Annotated in this window: 22 protein-coding genes and 2 tRNA genes; 15 read left to right on the forward strand and 9 right to left on the reverse strand. The window is 53.5% G+C overall.

Translation table 11 applies throughout. The annotated features are described in order from the left end of the window. Positions 1–51: 51 nt before the first annotated feature. The 3 genes from murD (at position 52) to tgt (ending at position 2,807) form a co-directional block, all read left to right on the forward strand. The gene (murD, locus tag B4B27_RS03795; protein ID WP_290723812.1) at positions 52–1,413 is read left to right on the forward strand and encodes a UDP-N-acetylmuramoyl-L-alanine--D-glutamate ligase; all 1,362 of its coding nucleotides are present in this window, start codon (positions 52–54) and stop codon (positions 1,411–1,413) included. Between the two features lie 88 nt (positions 1,414–1,501). Continuing rightward, positions 1,502–1,585, forward strand: a tRNA-Leu gene (locus B4B27_RS03800). Between the two features lie 85 nt (positions 1,586–1,670). Continuing rightward, positions 1,671–2,807: a tRNA guanosine(34) transglycosylase Tgt gene (tgt, locus tag B4B27_RS03805; protein WP_097034993.1), complete on the forward strand. Its 1,137-nt coding sequence runs from the start codon at positions 1,671–1,673 to the stop codon at positions 2,805–2,807. A 155-nt stretch (positions 2,808–2,962) separates the two neighbouring features. On the opposite strand, the gene groL is transcribed toward tgt, so the two are convergent. From groL to B4B27_RS03825, 4 genes are all read right to left on the reverse strand, one after another. Continuing rightward, entirely contained in the window at positions 2,963–4,597 is a 1,635-nt protein-coding gene (gene groL / locus B4B27_RS03810) for a chaperonin GroEL (RefSeq protein WP_072809725.1), read from the reverse strand. 32 nt (positions 4,598–4,629) lie between these two features. Further along, the gene (gene groES / locus B4B27_RS03815; RefSeq protein WP_072809723.1) at positions 4,630–4,911 is read right to left on the reverse strand and encodes a co-chaperone GroES; all 282 of its coding nucleotides are present in this window, start codon (positions 4,909–4,911) and stop codon (positions 4,630–4,632) included. Between the two features lie 263 nt (positions 4,912–5,174). Beyond that, a complete protein-coding gene (locus B4B27_RS03820) occupies positions 5,175–5,510 on the reverse strand; it encodes a helix-turn-helix domain-containing protein (RefSeq protein ID WP_290723821.1) in 336 nt (111 codons plus the stop codon). A gap of 264 nt (positions 5,511–5,774) precedes the next feature. Further along, positions 5,775–5,848 (reverse strand) — tRNA-Arg (locus B4B27_RS03825). Positions 5,849–5,937: 89 nt separating this feature from the next. Between B4B27_RS03825 and B4B27_RS03830 the strand changes: the two genes are divergently transcribed. The 5 genes from B4B27_RS03830 (at position 5,938) to argC (ending at position 11,675) form a co-directional block, all read left to right on the forward strand. After that, entirely contained in the window at positions 5,938–8,220 is a 2,283-nt protein-coding gene (locus tag B4B27_RS03830; RefSeq protein ID WP_290723823.1) for a penicillin-binding protein 1A, read from the forward strand. A 101-nt stretch (positions 8,221–8,321) separates the two neighbouring features. Next, a complete protein-coding gene (gene rlmN, locus B4B27_RS03835) occupies positions 8,322–9,395 on the forward strand; it encodes a 23S rRNA (adenine(2503)-C(2))-methyltransferase RlmN (RefSeq protein WP_290723825.1) in 1,074 nt (357 codons plus the stop codon). Next, positions 9,389–10,009: a methyltransferase gene (locus B4B27_RS03840; RefSeq protein WP_173382603.1), complete on the forward strand. Its 621-nt coding sequence runs from the start codon at positions 9,389–9,391 to the stop codon at positions 10,007–10,009. The genes rlmN and B4B27_RS03840 overlap by 7 nt, the downstream gene beginning before the upstream one ends. A 173-nt stretch (positions 10,010–10,182) precedes the next feature. After that, positions 10,183–10,680 carry a YchJ family protein gene (locus B4B27_RS03845; RefSeq protein ID WP_173365366.1) on the forward strand — a complete coding sequence of 166 codons (498 nt, stop codon included), beginning with the start codon at positions 10,183–10,185 and terminating at the stop codon, positions 10,678–10,680. A 29-nt stretch (positions 10,681–10,709) separates the two neighbouring features. Next, positions 10,710–11,675, forward strand: coding sequence for an N-acetyl-gamma-glutamyl-phosphate reductase (gene argC / locus B4B27_RS03850; RefSeq protein WP_290723830.1), 966 nt, complete (start codon positions 10,710–10,712; stop codon positions 11,673–11,675). A gap of 74 nt (positions 11,676–11,749) precedes the next feature. Here the strand turns inward: argC and B4B27_RS03855 are convergent, their stop codons facing one another. The 4 genes from B4B27_RS03855 to B4B27_RS03870 are packed head-to-tail and all read right to left on the reverse strand — an operon-like array spanning position 11,750 to position 17,454. After that, positions 11,750–12,766: a TonB family protein gene (locus B4B27_RS03855; RefSeq protein WP_290723833.1), complete on the reverse strand. Its 1,017-nt coding sequence runs from the start codon at positions 12,764–12,766 to the stop codon at positions 11,750–11,752. A 10-nt stretch (positions 12,767–12,776) separates the two neighbouring features. Beyond that, positions 12,777–13,619: an FISUMP domain-containing protein gene (locus tag B4B27_RS03860; protein WP_290723836.1), complete on the reverse strand. Its 843-nt coding sequence runs from the start codon at positions 13,617–13,619 to the stop codon at positions 12,777–12,779. 14 nt (positions 13,620–13,633) lie between these two features. Continuing rightward, positions 13,634–15,949, reverse strand: a complete 2,316-nt coding sequence (locus B4B27_RS03865; protein ID WP_290723839.1) for an ankyrin repeat domain-containing protein — start codon at positions 15,947–15,949, stop codon at positions 13,634–13,636. 2 nt (positions 15,950–15,951) lie between these two features. Continuing rightward, positions 15,952–17,454: a hypothetical protein gene (locus B4B27_RS03870; protein WP_290723842.1), complete on the reverse strand. Its 1,503-nt coding sequence runs from the start codon at positions 17,452–17,454 to the stop codon at positions 15,952–15,954. 176 nt (positions 17,455–17,630) lie between these two features. Between B4B27_RS03870 and B4B27_RS03875 the strand changes: the two genes are divergently transcribed. Together B4B27_RS03875 and B4B27_RS03880 are read left to right on the forward strand one after the other, a co-directional pair. Further along, positions 17,631–18,233 carry a hypothetical protein gene (locus tag B4B27_RS03875; protein ID WP_290723845.1) on the forward strand — a complete coding sequence of 201 codons (603 nt, stop codon included), beginning with the start codon at positions 17,631–17,633 and terminating at the stop codon, positions 18,231–18,233. Between the two features lie 61 nt (positions 18,234–18,294). Continuing rightward, a complete protein-coding gene (locus tag B4B27_RS03880; RefSeq protein WP_290723848.1) occupies positions 18,295–19,614 on the forward strand; it encodes a histidine-type phosphatase in 1,320 nt (439 codons plus the stop codon). Here the strand turns inward: B4B27_RS03880 and B4B27_RS03885 are convergent. Further along, positions 19,587–19,826, reverse strand: coding sequence for a hypothetical protein (locus B4B27_RS03885; protein WP_290723851.1), 240 nt, complete (start codon positions 19,824–19,826; stop codon positions 19,587–19,589). The two genes, B4B27_RS03880 and B4B27_RS03885, sit on opposite strands and share 28 nt — an antisense overlap. Before the next feature lie 42 nt (positions 19,827–19,868). On the opposite strand from B4B27_RS03885, the gene B4B27_RS03890 reads away from it, so the two are divergent. From B4B27_RS03890 to cdaA, 5 genes are read left to right on the forward strand one after another with little or no spacing between them, the layout of a single operon-like run. Beyond that, positions 19,869–20,996, forward strand: coding sequence for a hypothetical protein (locus B4B27_RS03890; RefSeq protein WP_290723854.1), 1,128 nt, complete (start codon positions 19,869–19,871; stop codon positions 20,994–20,996). Next, positions 20,993–22,183 carry a tRNA lysidine(34) synthetase TilS gene (gene tilS, locus B4B27_RS03895; RefSeq protein ID WP_290723857.1) on the forward strand — a complete coding sequence of 397 codons (1,191 nt, stop codon included), beginning with the start codon at positions 20,993–20,995 and terminating at the stop codon, positions 22,181–22,183. Before B4B27_RS03890 ends, tilS begins: the two co-directional genes overlap by 4 nt. Beyond that, positions 22,183–24,327, forward strand: coding sequence for an ATP-dependent zinc metalloprotease FtsH (ftsH, locus tag B4B27_RS03900; protein WP_290723860.1), 2,145 nt, complete (start codon positions 22,183–22,185; stop codon positions 24,325–24,327). Before tilS ends, ftsH begins: the two co-directional genes overlap by 1 nt. Beyond that, entirely contained in the window at positions 24,328–25,239 is a 912-nt protein-coding gene (folP, locus tag B4B27_RS03905; RefSeq protein WP_290723863.1) for a dihydropteroate synthase, read from the forward strand. It begins immediately after the preceding gene. Further along, the gene (gene cdaA / locus B4B27_RS03910; protein WP_173365355.1) at positions 25,226–26,056 is read left to right on the forward strand and encodes a diadenylate cyclase CdaA; all 831 of its coding nucleotides are present in this window, start codon (positions 25,226–25,228) and stop codon (positions 26,054–26,056) included. Before folP ends, cdaA begins: the two co-directional genes overlap by 14 nt.

Here is a 26,056-nt window from a genome sequence, read left to right on the forward strand (position 1 = left end):
TTTTTATTTTAAAAGAGCGGCATCCTGGCCGCATCGGAAAAGAAGGTTTACATGCAGAACAATATAGTCGCTCCTGTTGGCATTTTGGGTTTTGGCGTCGAAGGCCAGAGCACTTTCAATTACCTTGTACGTAACGGCGTTAAAGAAATCGTCGTGATGGACAAGAACCCGGTGAAGTTACCGGACACACCCGCAGACGTAAACGTGAAGGTTTTCAGTGGCGAAGGCTACCTGGACGGACTCAAGGACTGCGTAACCGTCGTACGCTCGGCAGGCGTGTACCCGATGAGTCAGGACCTGTTCAAGTTCCAGATGAACGGCGGAATCATGACGAGCCAGATTCAGCTGTTTTTAGAACAAACTAAATCCAGGAAGGTCGTAGGCGTCACGGGAACCTTGGGCAAGGGTTCTACCGTGAGCATGATTAGCCACATCTTAACCAAGTGCGGCGTAGAGAACGAAATTGGCGGGAACTTCGGCGTGCCCGCGCTCGACCTGCTCGAGACAGAGACGCCCAACCGCATCAGCATTCTAGAACTTTCCAGTTTCCAGCTGATGACGCTTTCGCTCTCGCCCGACGTGGGCGTGGTACTGCGTGTTTCGACCGAACACCTGGACTGGCACAAGAGCGTCGAGGAATACCGGGACGCGAAGGCCAACCTCGTCCGCTGGCAGAAGCGCTCCGGTACCTGCGTGTACCTGAAGGATGCAGAGCCCTCGGCAAAGATTGCAGGGGAAAGCCCTGCCGGAACGAAGTATGCCGTATGCCACGCTAACGAAGACGGTTTCGGCGACGGAGACGCCGTCATCGACGGCGCCACCCTCGCCATCGACGGCGAGAAACTTTACCTTTCGGACTGCAAGGTCCGCGGCATTTACCAGCTCGAAAACATGGCGGCGGCGACCCTCGCTTGCAAGGCATTGGGAATCAAGGTGGCCGACGCGTTCGAAGCCCTCAAGAGCTACGAAACACTCCCCTTCCGCATGGAATTCAAGGGCGAAAAACGCGGAATCGAATTCTACAACGACAGCTATGCCACCCGCCCCGACGCGACGATCGCCGCAACCGCCAGCATGAACCGCCCCTTCGCGCTCATCCTCGGCGGCTCCGAGAAGAACGCGGACTTCACCGAACTCTCGAACATCCTCGTGAAGGAGCGCCCGAACCTCAAGCGCATCGCCCTCATCGGCGCGACGGCAGAGCGCATGCTCGATTCCCTGAAGCAGGCCGGGCTCGATTCCGCGGGCATCGCGGCAAAGATCTTCCCCACCCTCGAGGAAGCCTTCGCCGACAGCCTAGCCATCGGCAAGGGCGGGACGGTCATCATGAGCCCCGCCTGCGCAAGCTTTGGCCTGTTCAAGAACTACAAGGTGCGCGGGCAAGTGTTCGACAAACTGGTCGCGGGCGTTTAATTTTTAATTTTTTCAAAAATTTTCACCCCTACCCCTTTACAAACGGCGCAAATCAATCTAAATTTGTTGCCGTTCCGCTAAGGGCCACGCGGTCGTGGTGGAATTGGTAGACACGCTAGCTTGAGGTGCTAGTGGGAGCGATCCCATGACAGTTCAAGTCTGTCCGACCGCAGAAGAAACCCGGCTGAAAAGCCGGGTTTTCTTTTTGCTTTTAATTTCTATCTTTAGCACCAAGATAAACAACTTATATTTATTTCATGAACCGTTTCGAGCTCCTAAAGACCTCCAAGAAGTCAAAAGCCCGCCTCGGCGTGGTCCACACCGACCACGGCGACGTGACGACCCCCATCTTTATGCCGGTGGGCACAGAAGCGACCGTCAAGGCGGTCACGCCCGCCCAGCTCAAGGACATCAAGGCGGAAATCATCCTCGCGAACACCTACCACCTGTACCTGCGCCCCACCACGCCCCGCATCGCGAAGGCGGGCGGCATCCACAAGTTCATGGCTTGGGATGGCCCGGTCTTGACGGACAGCGGCGGATTCCAGGTATGGAGCCTGAAGGATTTGCGCAAGATTACACCGGAGGGCGTCGAGTTCAGGAGCATACTTGACGGTTCAAAACACTTCTTTAGCCCCGCAAGCGTCATGAACGCCCAGCGCGAAATAGGCGCCGACATCATCATGGCGCTCGACGAATGTACTCCGTTCCCGAGCACGGCAAAGGAGGCGGAACATAGCCTCAAGTTCACCCTCAAGTGGACCGCAGAAGCCATGCAATGGCTCAAGGAGCACCCGCCCATCCACGGGTACGACCAGCAGTTCTTCGGGATTATCCAGGGCGGCATGCACAAGAACTTGCGCAAGCAGGCGATTGAACGCATTGCGGAACTCGGGCCCGACGGTTTTGCGATGGGCGGCCTCTCCGTAGGCGAGCCCACCGAGACGATGTACGAGATTGCGGATTTTTGCACCGACATTCTGCCGCAGGACCACGCCCGCTACGTGATGGGCGTGGGCACGCCGTGGAACCTGCTGGAGCTCATCGAGCGCGGCGTGGACATGTGTGACTGCGTGATGCCAACCCGCAACGCGCGCAACGGCATGCTGTTCACGAGCGAAGGCGTACTGCGCTACAAGGCGGCGCGCCATGCCGAGGAATTCGACAAGCCGGTGGACCCGAATTGCGACTGCTACTGCTGCAGGAACTTCAGCCGCGCGTACCTGCGCCACCTGCACCACGCCGGAGAATCGCTGGGCTTTACGCTTGCCAGCATCCACAACCTGCATTTTTACCTGCACCTGATGCGCGAAGCCAAGCAGCACATCGCCGACGATGATTTCGAAACTTGGAAAAAAGCCAAGTGTGAAATACTCCAAAGAGACCTACAGTAGTCTTTAGCTTTTGGGAAAGGAGGGTGTGTTAGGGAGGGGCTCGTATGACGGCCCCTCACGGCGCAACAAACAAAAGCACCCGGCTCTTTCGAACCGAGTGCTTTTTGTTAGGAGGAGAATCTTTATCGGCGCTTCGACAAGCTCAGCAACCTTTATTACATCATGCCGCCCATGCCACCCATGCCCGGGTCCATGGCCGGAGCAGCCGGCTTGGGTTCCTTCTTCTCGGTAATCACGCAGTCTGTGGTGAGGATCATCGAGGCAATGGAGGAGGCATTCTTGAGGGCCGTGCGGGTCACCTTGGCCGGGTCGATGACGCCAGCCTTGATGAGGTCTTCGTAGGTGTCGGTCTTCGCGTTGTAACCGAAGGCGTCCTTGCCTTCCTTGACCTTGTTCACCACCACAGAGCCTTCGAGGCCAGCGTTCTGCACAATCTGGCGGAGCGGTTCTTCGATGGCGCGGCGGATGATGGCAGCACCGGTCTTCTGGTCGTCGTTATCGAACTTGAGGGAGTCGATGGCCTTCTCGGCACGGATGAGGGCAACGCCACCACCCGGAACGATACCTTCTTCGACGGCAGCGCGGGTTGCGTGCATGGCGTCGTCGACGCGGTCCTTCTTTTCCTTCATTTCAACTTCGGTAGCGGCACCGACCTTGATCACGGCAACGCCGCCGGCAAGCTTGGCCAGGCGTTCCTGGAGCTTTTCGCGGTCGTAGTCGCTGGTGGTGGTTTCAATCTGCTTCTTGATCTGACCGATACGGCCCTTGATGGAGGCAGCATCACCGGCACCTTCCACGATCGTGGTGTTGTCCTTCGTGATGGTGATGGACTTGGCCTGGCCAAGGACGGTGACCGGAGCATCTTCGAGCTTCGCGCCCGTGTCTTCGGAAACCAGCATACCGCCAGTGAGGATAGCGATGTCTTCGAGCATGGCCTTGCGACGGTCACCGAAGCCCGGGGCCTTGACGGCGGCGACCTTCAGGGTGCCACGCATCTTGTTCACAACGAGCGTTGCGAGAGCTTCGCCATCCACGTCTTCGGCGATGATGAGGAGAGACTTGCCCTGCTTTGCCACGTGTTCAAGCATCGGGAGCAAATCCTTCATGGTAGAAATCTTCTTGTCGTACAACAGGATGTACGGATTCTCGAGGGAGACTTCCATGCTGTCGGTGTTGGTGACAAAGTAAGGAGAGAGGTAGCCGCGGTCGAACTGCATACCTTCCACCACGTCGAGCACCGTGTCGGCGGTCTTGGATTCTTCGATGGTGATGACACCGTCGTTGCCGACCTTTTCCATAGCGTTGGCGAGCAAGTCACCGATTTCGGGGTCGTTGTTCGCAGAGATGGTAGCGACCTGGGCAATGTGTTCCTTGCCGTTGATCTTCACGGCCATCTTGCCGATTTCCTTGATGACGGCGTCAACCGCAGCGTCCATGCCGCGCTTGATGTCCATCGGGTTTGCACCGGCGGCCACGTTCTTGAGGCCTTCGCGGGTGATGGCCTGGGCCAGCACCGTAGCGGTGGTGGTACCGTCACCGGCGGCATCAGAAGTCTTGTTCGCGACTTCCTTGGCCATCTGGGCGCCGAGATTTTCATAGGCGTCTTCCAGTTCCACTTCCTTAGCGACAGTCACGCCGTCCTTGGTCACGTTCGGGGCACCGAAGGAGCGGGCGATCATCACGTTGCGGCCCTTGGGGCCGAGAGTTACCTTGACTGCGTTGGCGAGCTTGTCCACGCCCTTCATGAGGGATTCGCGAGCCGCCACATCAAACTTGAGTTGCTTTGCCATTTTGTTTTTCCTTTTTTATAAACTTTTTTTGATTAGAGCGTCGCGATGACGTCCGGTTCCTTCACGATGAGGTAGTTTTCGCCATCAACGGTGACTTCAGTGCCGCTGTACTTGCCGTAGAGCACCACGTCGCCCACCTTGACTTCCATCGGGACGATTTCGCCCTTGTCGTTCTTGCGGCCCGGGCCCACGGCCACGACCTTGCCCTGCATGGGCTTTTCCTTGGCGTTATCCGGAATGAAGAGACCCGAGGAGGTCTTCTGTTCGGCTTCTGCCGGCTTGACAACGATTCGATCTGCTAAAGGCTTGATCATTTTACTTTTCCTTTTTTGCGGGCAGTCGCTTTCGCGACACCCTTTTGTTTAAATCTTGGTCCAAGTTGGACTATTTTGTTCGCTTGAACAAAAGCAAAATCTGTGCCAAACAGATTTTTTCCAAAAAAGACCTTTTTGGCAAGATTTTTGCGTCAAACAGGTGGAAAAGTCAAATATCAGCCAATTTTTTCGCACGCTCGCGTGTTTTATTTTGAGACATTCTTGCAAGAGTGTTTTAAAATGAAACATTCCGCGGCTGTCAGCTACGATTCCAACAGATTTCGCCCCGATGTATTCCTGATATATTCGGCAGCCTTGCTCCGCTCCCGAAGCCGACGATTCTTCGCCATGTATTCCGCCTCATAGATGGCCGAAAACCTTTCCAGCAGTTCGACCGGTGTCATATCCAGTCCCATCGCCAGCGCACAAAAAGTCTCAAAAGAGGGAATCCTCTTTCCGCACTCCAACATTGATATAAATTGCCGAGTAAGCCCCGAAATCTTCGACAGCTGACGCTGCGTGACCAACGAATCCCTCCTTATGCCGATCACAAGTTTTCGGAACGCACTACAAAACACCTCATGGTCATCTAATTTCATACAATAAAGATATAAAAAACTTGCAAATACAAAAGTATACATATGTTCCCAAATGTAAAAATTCCCATGACCTTTTGTTAAAGAAATATATTTTAGACTCCCCTTTTATTTTTAAAAATCATTACTATATAGGGGCCGCTTTGCAGGACCTGCTTTACGCAAGTCGTTTTTTCTGCGGGGAAGGGCTATCGGGAGGCATTTTCGCGGGGATTTCGCCTCGAAAGAACAAAAAAAAACGACCTGCTTTACGCAAGTCGTTTTTTCTGCGGGTGCCAGGACTCGAACCTGGAGCCTTTTGGTTCGTAGCCAAACGCTCTATCCAGTTGGGCTACATCCGCGTGACGTGCCCAAATATAGAATTATCGGTTGAATTGTCAAGGGATTTTTCTAAATTTGTTGAATAATTTTTTATATCCAAGAATTAACGATGAAAAAAGTCAAGTCCATCCTAGCCTATTGCCTGACCATCGCGAAGAAGCTTTTCTCCGACAAAAAGTTCGACATTTGCCTCGCCATCCTCTGCTTTCCCATAATTCTCGGATTTGTCGCAGTCGTCATCGTCTATAACCATTACCTGCCGGAGCTCCCCTCCCTCGCCCAGCTAGAGCAAATAAACCCGAAGCTCGTCACCAACATTTACGACATGAACGGGAAAATTGTGCACAAGTACTTCGTGGAACGCCGCGAATGGACCTCGTTCGATTCCATCCCCGAAGACGCAATCCACGCCGTCATGGCGACCGAAGACCGCGCCTTCTACAACCACTGGGGCATGAACGTCTGGGCCATCCCGCCTGCAGTCATCAAAAGCAAGTTGAGCGGCAAGCAAATGCGCGGAGCCTCCACCCTCACCCAGCAGTTGACCAAGCTCCTGTTCCTCACGCCCGAACGCTCCATCTCCCGTAAAATCAAGGAAGCGATAACCGCCATCCGCATCGAGCAGACCTATACCAAGCAGGAAATTCTCGAGTTCTACATGAACGAGGTGTACCTGGGAGGCGGCAACTACGGGTTCCAGGCCGCAGGCAAATACTACTTCGGCCGACCGCTCGACAGCCTCACCATTCCGGAATACGCCGTGCTAGCGGGCATGCTCAAGGCGCCCGAATCCTACCGCCCTGACAAGCACCCCAAGGCATCGCTCGAACGTCGCAACACGGTCCTTTTCGCCATGTACGACGCAGGCTACATCAGCAAGGAAGACTACCACAAATACATAGCGACCCCCATCGCGCTCGCCGAAAAGGAACCTGAAACGGGCTCCGGCCTCTACTACTACGAAGAAATCCGCAAGTACATGGAAAAGAAGTACGGGCAGAACTCGCTCTACGCTGACGGAGTTTCCATCTACAGCACCATTGACCCCGACATCCAAGAACTCGCAGACAGCGTCATCCAGTCGACAGTCAAGAAATACCGCAAGGAATTCCAGAAGAAGGCGGCCAAGAACCTAAAGCTCGCCGACAAGTACAACATGGAACTTGACAGCGTTCTCGTCCACTTCGACAGCGTCTACACCCTGTTCAAGAAGGACTACCTGAGCAAGGACACTTCCGCAAATATCAAGAAATGGCGCTACCCGCCCGAAATCCGCTACCATGACGTGGAAATGGCGGCAGTCGTTATCGAGAACGAGACGGGCGCAATTCGCGCAATGGTCGGCGGCAGCGACTTTAACACATCGCGATTCAACCGCGCCGTCCAGTCCCTGCGTCAACCTGGGTCGTCCTTCAAGCCGATCGTCTACTCCGTCGCCATGGACAACGGCGCTTCCCCCTGCGACTCGGTGAACGACGCTCCCATCACCATGACCGACGAGACTGCGGCAACCGGCATGTGGCGCCCGCACAACTCCGAAAAGAACTTCGAAGGCATGATGTCGCTTCGCAGGGCGCTTTACCGTTCGAAAAACATCCCCGCCATCCTCACCGCCTCGAAATACGGTTTGAGCAACGTGGTGAACTACGCCCGCGCCTTCGGCATCCGCAAGGCTCCGCTCGTAGCGGTTCCGAGCCTCGCCCTCGGGTCTGTCGGAGCGACGCTCCTCGAAATGACCTCGGCCTACACAGTATTCCCGAACGGAGGAACCCGAATCGAGCCCTACATGATCGAATCCATCGAAGACAAGAACGGCGAAGTAATCGAAAAGAATTCCAAGGTCGAAAGTGTCGTGATGAAGCCCTCCGCAGCCTACCTAATGGTCGACATCCTGAAAGACGTAAACGTCCGCGGAACCGGATTCAAGGTCGCACAGAGCGGATTCAACCACCCGAGCGGCGGCAAGACCGGAACAACGAACGACTACACCGACGCCTGGTACATCGGCTTTACGAAGCATTACACCATGGGCGTCTGGGTCGGTTTCGACCAGGCCGTCTCCATGGGCGTCGGCCATACGGGCGGCAACTACGCGCTTCCCGCATGGATTGCCGTCATGACAAAGATTCACAAGGGTCTTCCGCAGAAATCGTTCCCCGTTCCGAGCGGAGTCATCAGCCGCGGCGTTTGCAACGTCACGGGTAAACTCGCGGGTGAATTCTGCACCGAAAAGACATACTGCCTCTACACCACCAACAACTATCCCGACGAAGTCTGCGATGGCGACCACTACAAGGTGAAAACCAAGTCCGCCGACGACGCAACGCTCTTCAGCAACAAGGGTGCCGCAGAAAACACGCAAGGGCCGAAAAAGCCCCGCAAAATGTTCTAGCGCATGACCGGCAAGATAGCCTCAATCCCTTATTTTTAAAGGGATTGAAAAGCTTTTTTACCCTTAACAAAAAACTGTTTTTTTTCTATCTTTACGCCACCATGGAATGGCCGCGCGACATAAAATCTCTCACGACTGACGAGCTCAAGGCTTGGCTTCGCGATGTAAACGAGAAGCAATACCGCGCCGATCAAATCCAGAAATGGCTTTTCTGCCAACAGGTAAAATCCTACGACGAAATGGCGAACGTGCCGCCCTCGCTCCGCGAAAAACTGGCCGAACAGTTTTCCATCCGATCCCTCATCGAGGAACAGCGCATGGAATCGGTCGACGGTACTGTCAAGTGGCTCTTCCGGACACGCGACGACCACCACATCGAAACCGTGATGATTCCAGCCAACGGACGCTTCTCCGTATGCGTGTCGACCCAGGTGGGCTGCGCCATGAACTGCGCTTTCTGCCGCACCGCAAAGATGGGCTTCACCCGGAACCTCGAAGCGGGCGAAATCCTCGAAGAAATCCTCAATGTGAACTGGTTCCTGAAAGAAGCCGGACTCTTGAACGAAGAAGGCAATGTCGCCCAGGTCACGAACATCATCTTCATGGGCATGGGCGAACCGCTCAACAACCTGGAAAACGTGCACAGAGTCTGTTGCACCCTGCACAACCAGAGTCTCTTCAACATGGGCGCAAAGCGCATGACCGTGAGTACAAGCGGCGTTGTCCCGAAAATCAAGGAACTTGTCGACCGCAATACGCCCTGCTGCCTCGCCGTAAGTCTCAACAGCACGAACAACGAATACCGTTCGTCCGTGATGCCGGTGAACAAGACCTGGCCCATCGAGAAACTCCTCGAAGCGGTTGACGAATACATCCGCCGCACCGATAATTATGTGACGTTCGAGTTCGTGCTCATCAAGGACATCACCTGCACCCCTAAGGCCGCAAAGGAATTGATCCGCATCTGCGCCCCCCGCCGAGTGAAGGTGAACGCAATCGTGCTTAATGACGGTGATGACCCGAGCTTGCACGCCCCCACGCCCGAAGAGGTCGAGGATTTCCTCGCCGCCGTGCGTGCCGCCGAAATTCAAATAACGATCCGCAACCCGCGCGGCCGCGACATCCTCGCCGCCTGCGGGCAACTCGCGTACAAAAAGGAAGGTAAAGAATGTTAACGCAGAACCTCCCGGAATTCTGGGACAACCTCTATGCCGATGGCAAGGACTACTGGAATTTCAAGAAGGCGACCCCTGCCCTGCTCGAATTTTTCAAGCACCCCTCTTGCCCGGCTACCGGCTCCGTGCTGGTTCCCGGAGCGGGTTTCGGTTACGATGCAGAAGCTTGGGCCGAACGCGGCCACGAAGTGCTCGCCGTAGACTTTGCGCCTACGGCCGTTGACGAACTCGACCACCTGAGCCGCAAGCACAAGAACTTGCGTTCGCTCGACCTCGACCTCTTCACGCTCACCCCCAAGGACCCCAAGCGCGGCGGCCAGCAGTTCGACATCGTGTACGATTACTGCACTTTCTCCGCCATCCATCCGGGGCGTCGCGACGAGTTCTTCGAAGTCTGCTACAAGATGCTCAAGGACGACGGCGTCCTGATCCTTTTCCTCTACCCGCTCATGAACGGCAAGACGCTGCAGGGCCCTCCCCATGCAACGAGCGAAGGCGAACTCATGGCGCGCCTCGGCGGCGTTTTCGATGTGGTGGAACGCATCAAGCCCGTAAATAGCATCCCCGGCCGCGAAGGTAAGGAAGAAATCTGGCTTTTGAAGAAATGCCTGTAATCTAGAACGGCTCAACGAGCCTATAGACAAAAAGCTTGCGGCAAAAGACGAGAGACTGGAAAAGCTCTCGTCTTTTTTTGTGCGTCCAATTTCTCCATTCCTATTTTTTTCTAATTTTTCCTCAAAATTTTTAATGCGGCATGGCCGCCAAACAAAAACACAAGGATTAAACTATGGCTCAAGATTTATGCCCCTGCGGATCTGGAAAAGAATACTGCGAATGCTGTGAACCCATCATCAAGGGAACTGCCCTCGCCCAGAGTCCCGAAGCGCTGATGCGCTCACGCTATACAGCCTACGCCAAGCACGAAATCGCCTGGCTCAAGGACTCCCTCGAAGCTAGCCAGCGCAGTGACTTCGACGAACCGAGCGTAGAAGCCTGGAGCCGCGACTCCGAATGGCTCGGCATCGAGATCAAGCAGACCAAGACCGAAGAAGAGAAGAACATCGGCTGGGTCGAATTCGTCGCACGCTTCAAGCAGGGAAACATCACCCGCAACCACCACGAACTCGGCGAATTCCACAAGGTGGGCGGCGCATGGTTCTTCTACGACGGCCGTGCAGTGAAGCAGGAAACCGTCCGTCACGAAGGTCCGGTTGTCGGCCGCAACGACCCGTGCCCGTGCGGTTCCGGCAAGAAGTACAAGAAGTGCTGCGGCGCAGGCAAGTAATCAACCTTCAACCTCAATCCGATAGAAAGATGTTCAAAGTTTTCGTAGATGGTGAAGCAGGGACCACTGGCCTGCAGATTTATGAGAGACTCGCAAAGCGCACCGACATCGAAGTGTTGCGCATTTCTCCCGAACTCCGCAAAGACATTAACGAACGCAAGCGACTCATCAACGAGTCCGACGTGACGTTCCTGTGCTTGCCCGATGCAGCAGCTGTCGAAAGTGCCGCCCTCTGCGAAAATACGAACACCCGCGTGATTGACGCTTCGACCGCGCACCGCGTGAACCCCGCGTGGACCTACGGGATGCCGGAACTGAGCCCCGCACAGCGCGAAGCCATCGCGAAGGCCAAGCGCATCGCGAACCCCGGCTGCCACGCCTCGGGCTTTATCCTGGGCGTACACCCGCTGGTTGCCGCAGGAATCCTCCCGAAGAGCGCGAACCTCGCCGCCTACAGCATCACCGGTTATTCCGGCGGTGGCAAGAAGCTCATCGCCGAATACGAAGAAGCCGCAGCCCTGTCGCACGCAGCCGGCGAATCGAAGGCCATCATGGCGCCCGCCCCGTACGCGCTTGCGCTCGCCCACAAGCACCTCCCCGAAATGAAGAAGTACTGCGAACTCGAAAACACGCCGTTCTTCAACCCGGTGCTCGGCCCCTACTACAAGGGCATGGCGGTCACCGTCGCCATCTTTGCAAACGAGCTCACCAGGAAGGTCGGCCCCGAAGGCCTCACCGAAATCCTCGCCAAGCATTACGAAGGTTCCCGCTTTGTGAAGGTGATGCCCTATGAAGCAGCCCCCGTGCTGTTCAACGGCCGCCTTGACGCCACCGTTTGTAACGACACGAACAACGCCCGCATCCAGGTGTTCGGCAACGAGAACGTGATGCAGGTGACGACGATTATCGACAACCTGGGCAAGGGCGCCAGCGGCGCCGCCATCCAGAACATGAATATCGCGCTCGGCCTCGACGAAAGCATCAGCCTGGTCTAGGCAACAACCGGCAACGATTATACAAAAGCCAGCCCGATTGCGGCTGGCTTAAATGTTTAAATGCAAACAGCGACTTAATCTTCACTGAAGGTGAACGGAATCGTCACAGTCGTGTTACCAGACTTGACCTTGCTGAAAGTCCAGCGACTCACGGCGTTCTTAATTTCGCCGTCAAATTCGCCATACCCGGTCGTAGAGGACGCAATGGAAATACTGATAATTTCACCACCCGGAGCAATCGTGAACTTCAGGGTAACCTTACCCTGGAATCCCGGTTTTATCTTCAGGAACTTGTTATAGATGTGGCGCAGGCCCGGAGTACGCTGACGTACGACCTTCATGATGTCAGCAGCGGAACGAGATCCACCACCGGCACCCATCTTGACATCATCTCCAGACGGAGTCTTGATATTTCCCTTGGCCTTGGTTGCACTACCGCCACCGAAGAGACCTGCTAGGCCGTCACCAATACCACCAGCCCCACCTTCTGCATAGCCCTCATTGAAGCCGTCACCCGTCTTGTTGTGACCTGACAAGGAAGAATTAAACAATCCCTTTTCATTAATTACATCCGAATAGTCAGAACACAAAGTCCAAAACCATTCCAACGTCTTGTTCAGGAAGACGGGATTCACTCCGCCATCATAGATAAATTGGTATGTCAACCGCATGACGCCATCCCCATTGTCACGTCTGAGAAATGAGGCCTGCGTCAAAATTTTATCAATATTGAACTGGTTTGCCGTCTCGATAGCCAAGGATTCATCCACATCCTGGGTTCCACCCCACGTTGCAGAAAGCTTTACAAGTTTCTGGTTGGGATATACAAAGATATAGCCCTTGTAGGTTCCATTTGTAATAAAGAGGTCGCCATCCTCATCAATCCGGCCCTGAGTTTCACCTTCCAGGAGTTTCAACAGGTTTTCTGTATTGACGTCGCTTTCCTGCAATCTTTTGCCAAGTCCGAGAGTCGCCGGGCGATTACCCGGATCGATTTCGGACGACCGATTTCCATACCGGTAATCAGAATGTCCCGATGCAGCAAAAACTGCAACCACCGACAAAAGAAGGAAAGCAACGATTCTCCTCATAACCAACCCTCTATTCGGTCAAATAACCGTTCTTCTTGAACTTGGGATTCAGGGACGGCAGGCACTTCTTGATTTCGCCCAGGGACTTGACACTGCAGACATTGCACTTTTCACCGGACGCACCACAGAACTTGGGATATCCACCACCATCGTCAAGATAAGGGTCGTCTTCCTTAGTGCAGTTACACTTGAGCTTAAAGCTCTTCTTGTGTATAATCAGGAAATCATCATTCGAAGGGCTATGTCCGCATATATGATGCAAAGCATACTGCCACACGGAAAAATCGCTCTTCTCGATTATAGGCTCGTAGAACTCGCGACCTTCCATCTGTTCCCAGTCGCATTCCTCGCCCTGAACACAGCGAACAGACATGGCGCCCTTCTTGCTGTAATTGTTCTTGTCGCTCTTTTGCGCCTTGAAGCTAAAGTAGGCATAGTTTCCCTTGTCCTTGCTCGCCGAGCCATCCGTCCAGAAATCGGCGCGGAGGCCTTCGAGTTCGTATTTTCCCTTACTGTTACGGAATCCGGCCGGCTGCACCTGAAGCGTCTTCTGGTAGTCCGCATCGCTCAGGGAATTCCAGTCGCTTTCCGAAGCGATCCTCCATCCGTCCGGGCAGGCGTTCTGAGCCGCATCGAACGTGTAGAGGCGACCGTACAGTTTGCAATTGGACTCGTCGTCATCGTAGCAGAAGCTGTTCTTCGTCTTGAAGTTCAGGTTCTCGGCCATCCAGCTCGTCCCGTCGATTTCAACGACCTTATACCTGCGACCGTCACGGGAATCGGTTAGCGACTCAGCAATTCCGCTCAAAGCCGCCACAAGAACAATCACCGTAACCAAGGGAATTCTTTTCATACCGATTTACTTTTTTAACGTTTTTTCTTTTTAGCCTTGGTCAGGACATCGATAACCTGGTTGCGGTATTTTTGCTGTTCCTTTGTTCCCATCGGGAGATCCCTTGCCTTTCTCATCGCCGAATCATCGACAATGGCACCGCCGCTAATTAGCACCTTGATGATATCGATGGGCTTTGCGAATTCCAAGGCTACATTTAAGGGCTTCTCCCACCAAGAATTCGTCGGTTCAGCGTGGAATCCGTTCTTGAGCAACGTAATCAGCACACGGTGATTGTCGTTGTTCCTGACCGCAATCCTGACGAGAAGATTCTTTTCCGCTTCATTGTAGCCCTGCGCCATCCCTGCGCCCAGCAACAGCGAGACAACTTCGGGGCCATTGTTCGCCACGGCGTCCTGCAAGGCATCCCAACCGTTATTTTCGGAGTCGCGGGCATCGATATCGGCCCCTGCTGCCATGAGCATTTTAGCGAAGGCCGGATTTGAATTAAACTTGGCGGCCATCAGGAAGGGAGTCATTCCGCTCTTGGTTTGCGCATTCACAAAAGCGCCCTTCTTGATGAGCACCTGCATGGCCTTGAGGTCCCTACCAAACAACGCCACCGCATGAAGCGGGGTCCAACCGTCGTCACCCTTGACCTCGTTCACATCAGCACCGTCCCTGATAGCATCGAGAACCATCTTTTCGGTCAGGTTCGAGTCTGCACAGAAGCCAACAAAATCCCCACGGAAGGGAGCACGGGCACCGGCCTTCTTCAACATATTGATGATATTCGAGTTTTCCTTGTATTGAGCAAACTCAAGAAGCGTAAACCCACCCTCACGAACAACATTCACGTTTGCTTTCGCATTAACAAGGACACGAACCATATCTTCGTCGGAATTGTCCACAGCAGCGGTCAACGGGGTTGAGTCATCACTGCCGCAATTCTGGTTGACGTTCGCCTTTGCCGCTATAAGGGACTTCACGACAGCGGCATTTCCCTGCTGATACGCAGCTATACACAGCGGATTTGTAAACGAGCCATCTTCTCTCTGAATTTTTCTGTTCACGTCCGGCTTTTTCTTGAGAAGCAAATCAACTATTTCCTTGTTCTTATAAACAATAGCGAATTCAAGAGCATTGATTTTCCCGCCATTCTTAAGCGTCGCCACATTAGTCTTGGGATCATACCCCGCTTGCAAAAGGGCCTGGACAATGCCCACGTTCCCTTTTTCAATAGCAACCCGCATCGGGTCAAAATGTTCGCCGTCCCAAATTAAGTTGTTCAAATCCACCTTGGCCTTGAGGAAAGCCTGAATCACAAAAATCGGAGATTCTGCCCTAATGACGTCTGCAAACACGGACTGAGTCTTATCCATATTAATGTACCCGTTCGGATCCAAGCCTGCCTGCAAAAGCATTACGGCCATCGTATCACCAACCGGGATCTCTTTATTGGACCACACCAAGCCCCAAAGGGGGACTGCCGCATAGGCCACATCATTAGGATTGACCCCCGTCTCAAGGATGTCCTTCAGTTTGTCCGTGGATCCTTGAGAGATAATGACATCCGACAATACAGATATCTGAGACTTGCCTCGTGGCTTAAAAAAGGCAAGCGCAGGCTTGGCTCCCGCCGCAAGCAAGGTTTTCACGACATTCTGCCTATTCGTAACTCCAAATGCATATCCAAGAGGCATGGCACCGTCCAACGCAATATCATTGACCAAAGCACCCTTCTCGATTAGCTGCCGGATGATTTCATCCTGATTTTGGGCAAGGTCGGAGTTCAGTTCCGCCTCGTCGCTGCCTTCTTCAGCATCCAAATACTCATGTTGCAAAGCATAGTGCATAATGCCGCGTCCGCGATGATCCCACCTCTTGACGTCGGCACCTTGCGAGAGCAAATAGTTAAATGCCTTGAGGTCACATTCCTTCGCGGCCATCATCAGGAGTGTCGCTCCTTCGGCATTCCTGATGTTGTCGATTTTTTTGTCTTTCAACATTTCGCCGCACTTGTCCATGTTAGAACGATTGAAGCAGGCCTTCGTAAACTCCTCGAAGTTCTTCTCGAGCTTCGCGGGCACAAAGTCCTTGCATTCACCGTCCTTTGCAATGAACTGAGGAAAGCGATTCTTTTCCTCATCGAAACAGCTGATGAAGGCGTCCAGCTGGGGTTCAAACAAGCCACTCTTGGGCTGCTTGTCTTCCGCAACCGCCTCCTTAAACAATTTCAAGCACTTATGGTGCTGCTTGAGCCATTCACCGCGTTGAGCCGCACAATCTTGAGCAAAAGCGTGCGAGGCGAAGGCCGCGACAAGCACAACGGCAAAATGTCGAAAGCGCATTTTTATTCCCCTTGCTTTTCGTTGTCCTGAGAATCCTTAACAAGCGCCTTTTCCAAACGCTTCAACGAACGCTGGAGCGAGAAGAGGGCCAGGGCGATGATAATGATGAGAATCGCGAGGAATCCATCTTTGACATATTCCTTGCCCTTCGGGACAAGTTCTTTCTGCGATTCGGCACGTTCGTTGGCTTCACGCAGAGCCTCTTCCCTCTCCGCATTGTAGTCGCGGAGAAGCCTGTAGTTTTCGGCCACACGCTCGTTCGTTTCTGCAAGGAACGCTTCGTAGAAACAAGTCATGTTGTAGTAGAAGTCCGAACCTACATGCAGCTGAGTCATGGAAAGGAACTTATCCGTAGCCTTGTGCCATTCGTCCCTTGCATAGCCATTGACCTTGTAGGCAGGATTGGCCTTGAATTCCTTCTTGAATTCCTTGTATTCAGGCATGCCGACCTTGAAGATCATGGCAAACTGTTCATAGCCAGCATCACCCGCGATCAGTTCTGCGCCAAACTTTGCATAGGTTTCGTCGCTCACATAGTAGAGGTTCAAGAAATCCTTGTATGCAGAGCGGGCCGTCCTGAACGTCTTGAGACGGTCCTGCCCCGGAGCAAGTTTCACGAGCCTGAGCAACTTGTCAAATATCGGGCGACCCGTTTCGGCATTCTTGAGCATGAAATCGGCGAACTGGTCGAAGAGCTTATCCACATCCATGGTAATGGATGCATCCGCAGCATTTCCAATAACACCATCGATAGTTTCCCAAAGGGTCCAGAGTTCCTCGACTTCAGCCACGCCTTCGAGCCAATTCAAGGAGGTTTTCAAGATAGCGGGGCGGACCGCGACCTGGTAGCGCATCAGGCGGTCTGCCAAATTGTCCGCAGTCACCTGCTGGCTCACACTGTCAAACGGATAAATTCTCTGCAGCTTGGCATGAATCTCGGCACCAGCCTTGGTGTCGATCTGGCCACTGACATAGCAGCGGGAAGGATAAATCCAATCACCGAAATCACCGTATTCGTAGTGACCTTCGCTATGTTCGCATATCAGCTTCTTGCCGGGACGGGTGAGCTTCACGGAAGGCATGGCCTCCTGGAGCTTTGCAAGAGAGACATCCGGCGGCAGGGCCTCGGACTCTTCATCGCCTTCGCGAGAAACAACACGGCGAGCAGCCGGCTTTCTGGCACCCGAGGTCCTTGCAGGTTTCATATTCTGAGCACATTCCTGAACCTGCTGTGCTGTCACTTCCTGCTGTTCAACCATCTTGGGCGCAGACACGCTACGCTTGATAACCGGAGTCAGGCCCCAAATAACCATAATTACGCCCACAATGCAGACGATTATGGCAACCGCCGTGCCGACATGCCCCACAATATGGGTTGCCGGGAAATCGTACTTTTCCTCGATCTGGGTCAGGCGGTCCGTGCTCTTGGGCTTCAGGTTCAACCATTTTTGGTTAATCTTGCCAAAGAAACGGCAGATAGCTGCAACGAATTTATTGTTTTTCATAGGTCATCCTTTGTTAACATATCTTTTTAAAAAATATAAAAAGAAATTTACAAAGACGTGTCAACGAAAAAAAAAGGCAACATTTCGTTGTTATTCTCTCATTTTTACGAACAACCAGCCCGTCAAAATCCATCAAAACGTCATTTTTTGCACCTTATCAGCAGATTTTGACCTTCATGGACTACGACATCCTCCTTTTATATATATTGCAGACGAGGAGAATTATGTTTAGAGCCTTATTCATTTTATTGGCCACGGCAGCATTTTGCTACGCCCAGGCAGGCGCAAGCGTCGAAGTTCCACCATCCTTTTTCACATCCGATTCCCTGGAAGCGGAAAGATTGGCCCTAGAAACCCGAACAGATTTCAACGAGCACTACCGTAACCTGATCGAGCAAGAGAAGAAGGATATCAACCACAAAACAAATCTCGCCATTCTTGGCGGAATGCTAATTGGCGGCGGCGGGGTCCTTACCGCCATGTACGCCAAAGACGGTTTCGATTCCGATGGCCAGGAATCGCTCAAAGAGGCGCTAAGAACGGAACTTCTGATCGTTTCTATAGGTTTAACAGCCATCGGAGTTGTGGGCCTCAGTTACAACCTATACGCGCTTTTCAACAAGGACGGACTCTACAATCAGTTGGAATCATACAAAAAAGCGCACGAAATCTACAAACGCAGGCGCGACGAACAACATAACGGCACAAAGCTCGCCCTCGCACCAACGTTCAACATAGCCAACTCCGCGGCGGGGATGAACATGCTAATCCTTTTTTAAAAAAGATTTCATTTATCTCCATGCTTTGCGACTTTATTATTTTTAGGCAAAAGGTCGCATTATGAAAAAAACATTCGCATTTTTGTTTGTTGTCGCAATCGTCTGCTTTGCCCAGGACCGTCACCAGATGGGTAGCAATTACTACGCCTACCCCACTCCGACTGCTAAATACACCAAGGCACCCGCAGGCTACAAGCCATTTTACCTGAGCCACTACGGCAGGCACGGCAGCCGATTCCACCAGCCGGCCGACCACTATCATGCGCTGTACAATACGCTCGCCAAGGCGGATTCCTTAGGCAAGCTCACGGACCTCGGCAAGAGTTTGCTTGAACGCGCCAAGTTCCTGGACGAATACGCCGCCCCGCGTGCAGGCGACTTGACCCAGCTCGGCGTGGCCCAGCATCAGGGAATCGCAAAGCGCATGGTCAAGAACTTCCCTGAAGTTTTCAAGAATAACGCCTATGTAGAAGCCTACGCCAGCACCAGCGTACGCTGCGTCGTGAGCATGGCAGCATTCCTCGAAGAACTGCATGCGCTAAAGCCCAAGGTCGAAATTCACCAGGAATCGGGCAAGTACCTGATGAGTTTCATCAGCCCGCTCGACTTCGGGAAAATCATCGGTGAATCGAACACCCCCACCTGGCAAAAAGAAAACGAAAAACTCTACAGCCACGTGAATCCGACTCGCATGATGCGAACGATTTTCAATGATTCCAACTACATCCAGAAGAATGTAGACGCAGGCGACCTTTTCAGCAAGATTTATGAAATCGGCAACAGCCTGCAAGGGAGCCCCGAAATCGAATTCAACTTTGACGACCTGTGGACCGAAGAAGACCTCGCCGCCCGTTGGCATGCGCAGAACGCCTGGTGGTACAGCGTGCTGGGCAACAATCCCTTCGCAAAAAAGCAAGGTCTTGAAAATGCGCGCCCGCTCCTGAAAAACGTTCTGGATGAAGCCGACAAGGTGATTGCTGCCGACACAGCCAAAACAGACAAAACCGCAGGTAAGAAGCCCGCGAAAAAGACCACCGCGACGCTCCGCTTCGGCCACGATACGGTGATTTTCCCGTTCGCCGTACTGCTGCAATTGGAGAACGGCACGCAGAACACCGGCATCGAAACAGCCGACATGGAAAACCTGCACAAGGTCTGGCGCGACTATGAAATCAGTCCGATGGCCGCCAACATACAGCTCGTATTCTACAAGTCCAGCAAGAAGGGTGCCCCGATTCTTGTGAAGGTGATGCTTAACGAAATCGAGCAAAAGCTGCCCGTGACATGCGATACAGCAACAGTAAAGAACTGCCCCGCCGTCCCGTATTACCGCTGGGAAGACGTCAAGGAATTTTACGGCAAGATTGCAGCGGGCAAATAACCTGCGACTGCCTGTATAAAAGGGAAATCCCCCGCATCGGCGAGGGACTTTTTATGTTTAATGTTTCTGTTGTACTTGGTCTTGTCGCGGACGATTCTTGTCCGTAACGTGGCTCCGTTCTGGGAGCCGTCTATGCGTAGCGTTCGCATTCTTGCGCTTTCCGTTGCGGCATCAGCAACCTTGCCCGCCGCTTTCGCTCTGTTTTTAGCCATAGGGGCCTCCTTGAGGGGGAAATATAAATTATTTTTTAGGACATGCAAAGGATTGATATGAAAAAAGCATATTGCGTTCTGTTTTCCGCCCTACTGATGGTCGCCTGCGGTGACGACAATTCTTCATCGGCAAATGACCAAGAACTTTCGTCTTCTTCAGAAGAAGTTGCTATCGAATCGTCTTCGGACGAGAAAATCGTCAGTTCGTCTTCAGAAAAAAAAGAAGAACAAAATTCTTCTTCAAGCGTTCAAGAAGCAAATTCTTCTAGCGACAAGGCTGTATCATCGTCTAGCGTTCAAGAAGCCAGTTCCTCTAGTACCGAAAATGAGCCGCCTTCGTCATCTTCAAATAATCAAAGCATTTCTGATATCGGCGACAACAAGATCATCATAAAGCTGATTCCTACTTTCGGCGAACTAGACGGCAAGCCCTATTTTTACACGATGCAGCCAAGATGCATATATAAAAATGGTGTATTCACCTTAAAGCCCGATACATCGGACAACGCGTACTTCTATACGATTGCCAACGACACGCTCACACTTAACCATGTAGTTTTAGACAAGGTCCTTGCGGGCACTTATGAAGAGCCCAGCGCAAAGGAGACCTATTACGGAAAGAATACAGCACTCGAAAGCGAGTGGGAACATCTTTGCTATTACAGCCTAAACGGCGATTATACCAATTGTAAACAAAGCTATTCCTATCTTATAACAAAGGACACCATTTATATAGTCCAAACATATCCTTTCAATTATGACTACGAAATATTTGAAATTATCGAAAAGATCTCGCACACAGAACTCGGGCCTTACGACGAAATGAGCGACGCAGAAAGGGCTTTAAAATATGCAGATAACGGAATTACCGTAAATCCCTCAGGTGTCAAGACACTCATAAATTTTAAAGACAAGGGAGCAATATCCATCGATGAATTAACAAACAAAATTATAAATAACAACGAAACAATTTATACAAAAATAGTCATATCTACAGATAAAAAAGAATGCGTTTTAATATCGGAAGCCACACCGATCAAGTCGTCTAAATACTGTTCCGAAGAATATCTTCCCTATCTTCAAATTGACGATTACGACGGATATGTTTCAACTTACGCAAAAGGCAACCAAGAAGAATTCGACGCCTGCCTAGAGAGCCTATTTGATTGAGTTTTGATCTAACACAAAATATTCGCCATCATGGTTTCAAACGCCTGCTGCTTGCAGTTTCGGGCGGGTTGGATTCCATTTGCCTGGCGCATTATTTCATTGTTAACCGCGAAGTACTCGGCATTGAATGGCTCGGAATTGCACATGTGCATCACGGGCTGCGCGAAGGAACAGCTGACCGCGACGCCGCTTTTGTCGAGACGTTCGCGCGCAAGTATAACGTTCCGTTTTTCTTGAAAAAGTTGGATGGCGAAGCGTTAAAAAGTGCCGAAAGTTCGCTCGAAGAAAACGCACGGGACGCAAGGTATAAGGCGCTGGTCGAGATTGTAAATGAAATTGGAGATTCCCGCCTGCGCGGAAATGACAATAAAGGCATCATCGTCACGGCGCACCATGCGGGCGACCAGGCGGAAACGATGTACATGCGCCTCCGCCGCGGCACGACACTCGCCGGATTGCGGGGAATCCAATCGCTGCGGGCGTTAGACTCTATTGGACACGGCACATTTCACACTACACACCTCATCTACCGTCCTTTCCTTAACGTGACGCGCGAGGAACTGCTCGCCTACACCCGCGAGAACAATCTCACCTGGTGCGAAGACGAGAGCAATGCCGACGTGAAATTCGCCCGCAACAAGGTGCGGCATGAACTATTGCCCCTGCTGGAACGGGAATGCCCCGGCGCGACAGCACAACTCTGCCGGATTGCGGAGCTTGCAGACCGGGCGTACAAGAAGGTGATGAAGAAATGCTATACTCTTTTCACCGTCGCTCTTTGCAAGGAGCCTCTTGTAAAGGAGATCCCCACCTTGGTGGCCATGCGCACTAAACAACAAGTTGTTAAGTGCTGTCCGCCCGCCTACGCGGGGATGACAAGTAAGGAAGCCGGGATTGTTCAGTGCATTACCCTGGACAGGAAAAAGCTCAGTAAAATTCTGCGGGAACACGCGGACGCGGACCTCTCGGAAATGTTCCGCCTGTGGCTCGCCGAACAAGGTTTCCGCTTCCCCATCGGGTTCTTCTACGGCCCGAAAGAGCCCGCTCACGTCAAAATTCCGCACCGGGCGGCCTACCGCAGGCGTTCTATCGTTAAAATCGGTCATACCATCAAGATTTGCGAATTTCGCACCCCCGAGGAAGCCCAGAAATTTGTATCTTGCGAGATGAAAGAAAAAGGATTATAATGAGCCAAACCAAGAAGCCCGCCTCCCCGTTCAAGAATCGGAACTTTATCATTGTTCTTATTATACTTGTCATGCTGTTCGTGATGTTCCCGCTTACCGGGCAGGACAAGGAACAGAACCTGACACGCACTGAATTCTTGGCCATGATGGGAGATTCCACCAAGGTCATTACCGAACTTTCGCTGCAGAAGACTCCCGACGGCATCATCATCGAGGGTGCCTACAAGCTCACTCCCGAAGAGATTGCCGAAGCGAACAAGAACAGGAGTCCCATCGCGCGCTTTACGCGTTCCGACAATGCGGGTGACACCAAGCACTTCACGAGCCACATGCTCGAAATTTCCAACGATCAGATTACCGCCTGGGAAATGTTCAAGGGCGTGAAGGTGAAGGTCATCCACGAATCGACCACGTGGCTCGACACCATCATGGCGTTCCTCCCGGTCATTATCCTCATCGCGTTCTTCTGGATAATGACGAGCCGCCAGATGGGCGGTGGCGGCAAGAACCCGTTCAGCTTTGGCAAGAGCCAGGCAAAGATTATCGGTAACGACCCGAAGAAGAAGACCACGTTCAACGACGTGGCGGGTTGCGACGAGGCAAAGCAGGACTTGCAGGAACTCGTGGAGTTCTTGAAGGACCCGAAAAAATACGACGAACTCGGCGGACGAATCCCGAAGGGGGCTCTGCTCGTCGGGCCTCCGGGTACCGGCAAGACTCTCCTCGCACGCGCAGTCGCGGGCGAAGCGGGAGTGCCGTTCTTCAGCATGTCGGGTTCGGACTTCGTGGAAATGTTCGTGGGCGTAGGTGCTAGCCGCGTGCGCGACCTCTTTGAAACCGGCAAGAAAAACGCCCCGTGCATTCTGTTCATCGACGAAATCGACGCAGTGGGTCGCCAGCGTGGCGCAGGCCTCGGTGGCGGGCACGACGAACGAGAACAGACTCTGAACCAGCTTCTCGTGGAGATGGATGGTTTCGCAGCAAACGAAGGCGTCATCCTGATTGCAGCCACCAACCGCCCCGACGTGCTCGACAAGGCGCTGCTCCGTCCGGGACGCTTCGACCGCCAGATCGTGGTGGGACTGCCCGACCTCAAGGGCCGCGAAGAAATCCTGAAGGTACACCTGAAGAAGCGCAAGGTACCTCTCGACAAGGACGTGGATGTATCGGCCATCGCGAAGGGAACGCCGGGACTTGCCGGTGCAGACCTCGAGAACCTCGTGAACGAGGCCGCCCTGCTCGCCGCGCGGTTCAACAACAAGAAGGTGACGATGCTCGACTTCGAAGAAGCCCGCGACAAGCTCAGCATGGGTGCCGAGCGCCGCACGCTCCTGATGACCGACGAAGAGAAGCGCCACACCGCCTACCACGAAGCGGGCCACGCCCTCATGACGCTCCTGTGCAAGCACAGCGACCCGCTCCACAAGATTACGATTATCCCGCGCGGCCGCGCTCTCGGCGTCACGATGAGCCTCCCGGAACGCGACCAGGTGAGCTACAGCCGCGAATACGCAGAAGAGCGCATCATGATCATGATGTCAGGCCGCCTTGCAGAACTCATATTCTTCAACCACCAGAGCACGGGAGCATCTAACGACATCCAGCGCGCAACAGAACTTGCCCGCAAGATGGTCACTGAATGGGGCTTCGACGACGAAATCGGGCCGGTATGCTACAGCCGCGCCGACGGCGAAGTGTTCCTAGGTCGCGAAATAAGCAAGCCGAAGGAAATGTCCGAGATGATGGCCGAGAAAATCGACAACGCCATCAACAACCTCATCAAGCGTATGGACCAGGCGGCACGCAAGCTCCTTGAAGAAAACAAGGACAAGCTTATCGACCTCGCCGAAGCACTGTTTGAGTTTGAAGTGCTCGACCGCGAAGAAATCGACAAGGTCATGGCGGGCGAAAAGCTCACCGGCACCAAGAAGAGCCGCCAGTACCAGGCTCTCGAAGAGATGGCCGAAAAGAAGAAGCGCGAAGAGACGCCCCCGCCCGACCCGGGAAAGCAGCCGCCGGTAGCCCCGGTCGCCGATGCACCCGTTGCAGAAATCAAGCCCGCCCCCGCTGGCGGTACGACTCCGGCAAGCGACGGCGAAGCTCATTCAACTACAGTCGAACCGCACGAACAGGAAAACTCGTAGATGCTGAAGCCTGTCCTGGAACAAAGTCGCGCCCTCCCCTGGAAAGTCGGAAACAAGGTCATCCCCTGTTCTACGCCTCTCGTGATGGGAATCGTGAACGTGACTCCAGACAGTTTCTTTGACGGCGGCAAGCACAACTCGCCCGAGGCAGCCTACGAGCATGCGGTATCGCTCCTGCAGCAGGGCGCAGACATTCTCGATATCGGCGGCGAAAGCAGCAGGCCCGGAAGCGCACCCGTAAGCGAGCAGGAAGAAATGGACCGCGTGTGCCCCGTCGTGGAAGCGCTCGCACAGCTTGCAAACATTTCGGGAGACCTCGACAATCCGGGTTCCCGCGAGTTCTACATCTCGGTCGATACCGTAAAGTCGCGTGTCGCGCGCGAATGCATGAAACTCGGAGCGCACATCATCAACGACATCAGCGCCTGCGCGATGGACCCCGAAATGGCGGGCGTCGTCGCAAGCACCGGCGCAAGCGTGGTCCTCAACCACATGCGCGGAAACTTCGGCACCATGCAGCAGGATTTCAAGCCCTATGCGAACGTGGTCGCAGAGGTGCGCGAGGAGCTCTTGTCTCGCGCGGAAGCCCTCATCAAGGCGGGCGTCGAGAAGTCCAGAATTTGCATCGACCCCGGCATCGGATTCGGGAAAACTGCACAGGACAATATCGACCTGATGAAATCTACCGAGGAATTCCTCGCGGAAAGCTACCCCATCCTTGTGGGCACATCCCGAAAGTCCTATATCGGGAAGATTGCGGGCCTCGAAAAGAGCGACAGGCTCATCCCCACCATCACTGCAGGCATTATCGCAGTCCTCGGGGGTGCATCCGCACTCCGCGTTCACGACGTGCGGGAGACAAAAGAATCTATACTTTACCTGGAGGCGCTGAAGACCCATGGTACTGTTTAAACTTTTTGACGTCATCGACGTGAGAATGGCCGACATCCTGGACATTCTGCTCGTTTCCATCATCCTTTACTACGTGTTCCTGCTGTTCCGCGGCACTCGTGCCGTACAGATGATTGTAGGCGGCCTCCTGCTCATTGGCGCATGGCTCATCGCCCAGTGGTGGGAACTGCGAAGCATCTCCTGGATGCTCAGCAACCTTACGAGCATTGGCATTATCGCCCTCGTCATCCTCTTCCAGCCAGAAATTCGAAGTGCCCTTACGCGAATCGGCCAGACCATCAGCCGAGCCGACTTACGCCAGCTTTTCTTCCATTCCAGCGGCCTCGACGACGTAACGGAATCCATCACCAACGCCGTGCAGGACCTCGCGAAGAACCATGTGGGCGCGCTCATCGTGCTCGAAAAGCGCGTGGGCCTTCGCAACTACGAGGAGACCGGAGAAATTTTGAACGCACGAATCAGTTCGCGACTGCTTCGAGCACTGTTCTTTCCGAATTCGGCCCTCCATGACGGTGCCGTGCTCCTGAACAGCCATAGCATCGTCGCGGCAGGATGCATTTTGCCGATGCCAACCGGAAACGTAGAAGGCGATGCGGGCTACGGCATGCGCCACCGTGCAGCCAAGGCGCTCGCCGCAGAATGCGACGCCATGGTGATTGTCGTTTCCGAAGAGACCGGCGGCATTTCTATTGCCTACCGCAACAGCCTGCGCCGCAAGCTTTCCATCAAGGAACTTGAAGCCGAAATCAAGCGCCACTGGGCCGAACTCTTCCACGAAGAAATTGCCGTGCCCGAAAAAGTGGAAATCGAAGAATAG

Origin of the sequence: Fibrobacter sp. UBA2449, from assembly GCF_002342555.1 — a bacterium.
In the GTDB taxonomy this organism is placed as follows: domain Bacteria; phylum Fibrobacterota; class Fibrobacteria; order Fibrobacterales; family Fibrobacteraceae; genus Fibrobacter.

What these genes read in the sequence shown, in the direction of transcription:
- murD (WP_290723812.1), top strand. Translation starts at nt 52, where the DNA reads ATGCAGAACAATATAGTCGCTCCTGTTGGCATTTTGGGTTTTGGCGTC.
- tgt (WP_097034993.1), top strand. Translation starts at nt 1,671, where the DNA reads ATGAACCGTTTCGAGCTCCTAAAGACCTCCAAGAAGTCAAAAGCCCGC.
- groL (WP_072809725.1), bottom strand. Translation starts at nt 4,597, where the DNA reads ATGGCAAAGCAACTCAAGTTTGATGTGGCGGCTCGCGAATCCCTCATG.
- groES (WP_072809723.1), bottom strand. Translation starts at nt 4,911, where the DNA reads ATGATCAAGCCTTTAGCAGATCGAATCGTTGTCAAGCCGGCAGAAGCC.
- B4B27_RS03820 (WP_290723821.1), bottom strand. Translation starts at nt 5,510, where the DNA reads ATGAAATTAGATGACCATGAGGTGTTTTGTAGTGCGTTCCGAAAACTT.
- B4B27_RS03830 (WP_290723823.1), top strand. Translation starts at nt 5,938, where the DNA reads ATGAAAAAAGTCAAGTCCATCCTAGCCTATTGCCTGACCATCGCGAAG.
- rlmN (WP_290723825.1), top strand. Translation starts at nt 8,322, where the DNA reads ATGGAATGGCCGCGCGACATAAAATCTCTCACGACTGACGAGCTCAAG.
- B4B27_RS03840 (WP_173382603.1), top strand. Translation starts at nt 9,389, where the DNA reads ATGTTAACGCAGAACCTCCCGGAATTCTGGGACAACCTCTATGCCGAT.
- B4B27_RS03845 (WP_173365366.1), top strand. Translation starts at nt 10,183, where the DNA reads ATGGCTCAAGATTTATGCCCCTGCGGATCTGGAAAAGAATACTGCGAA.
- argC (WP_290723830.1), top strand. Translation starts at nt 10,710, where the DNA reads ATGTTCAAAGTTTTCGTAGATGGTGAAGCAGGGACCACTGGCCTGCAG.
- B4B27_RS03855 (WP_290723833.1), bottom strand. Translation starts at nt 12,766, where the DNA reads ATGAGGAGAATCGTTGCTTTCCTTCTTTTGTCGGTGGTTGCAGTTTTT.
- B4B27_RS03860 (WP_290723836.1), bottom strand. Translation starts at nt 13,619, where the DNA reads ATGAAAAGAATTCCCTTGGTTACGGTGATTGTTCTTGTGGCGGCTTTG.
- B4B27_RS03865 (WP_290723839.1), bottom strand. Translation starts at nt 15,949, where the DNA reads ATGCGCTTTCGACATTTTGCCGTTGTGCTTGTCGCGGCCTTCGCCTCG.
- B4B27_RS03870 (WP_290723842.1), bottom strand. Translation starts at nt 17,454, where the DNA reads ATGAAAAACAATAAATTCGTTGCAGCTATCTGCCGTTTCTTTGGCAAG.
- B4B27_RS03875 (WP_290723845.1), top strand. Translation starts at nt 17,631, where the DNA reads ATGGACTACGACATCCTCCTTTTATATATATTGCAGACGAGGAGAATT.
- B4B27_RS03880 (WP_290723848.1), top strand. Translation starts at nt 18,295, where the DNA reads ATGAAAAAAACATTCGCATTTTTGTTTGTTGTCGCAATCGTCTGCTTT.
- B4B27_RS03885 (WP_290723851.1), bottom strand. Translation starts at nt 19,826, where the DNA reads ATGGCTAAAAACAGAGCGAAAGCGGCGGGCAAGGTTGCTGATGCCGCA.
- B4B27_RS03890 (WP_290723854.1), top strand. Translation starts at nt 19,869, where the DNA reads ATGCAAAGGATTGATATGAAAAAAGCATATTGCGTTCTGTTTTCCGCC.
- ftsH (WP_290723860.1), top strand. Translation starts at nt 22,183, where the DNA reads ATGAGCCAAACCAAGAAGCCCGCCTCCCCGTTCAAGAATCGGAACTTT.
- folP (WP_290723863.1), top strand. Translation starts at nt 24,328, where the DNA reads ATGCTGAAGCCTGTCCTGGAACAAAGTCGCGCCCTCCCCTGGAAAGTC.
- cdaA (WP_173365355.1), top strand. Translation starts at nt 25,226, where the DNA reads ATGGTACTGTTTAAACTTTTTGACGTCATCGACGTGAGAATGGCCGAC.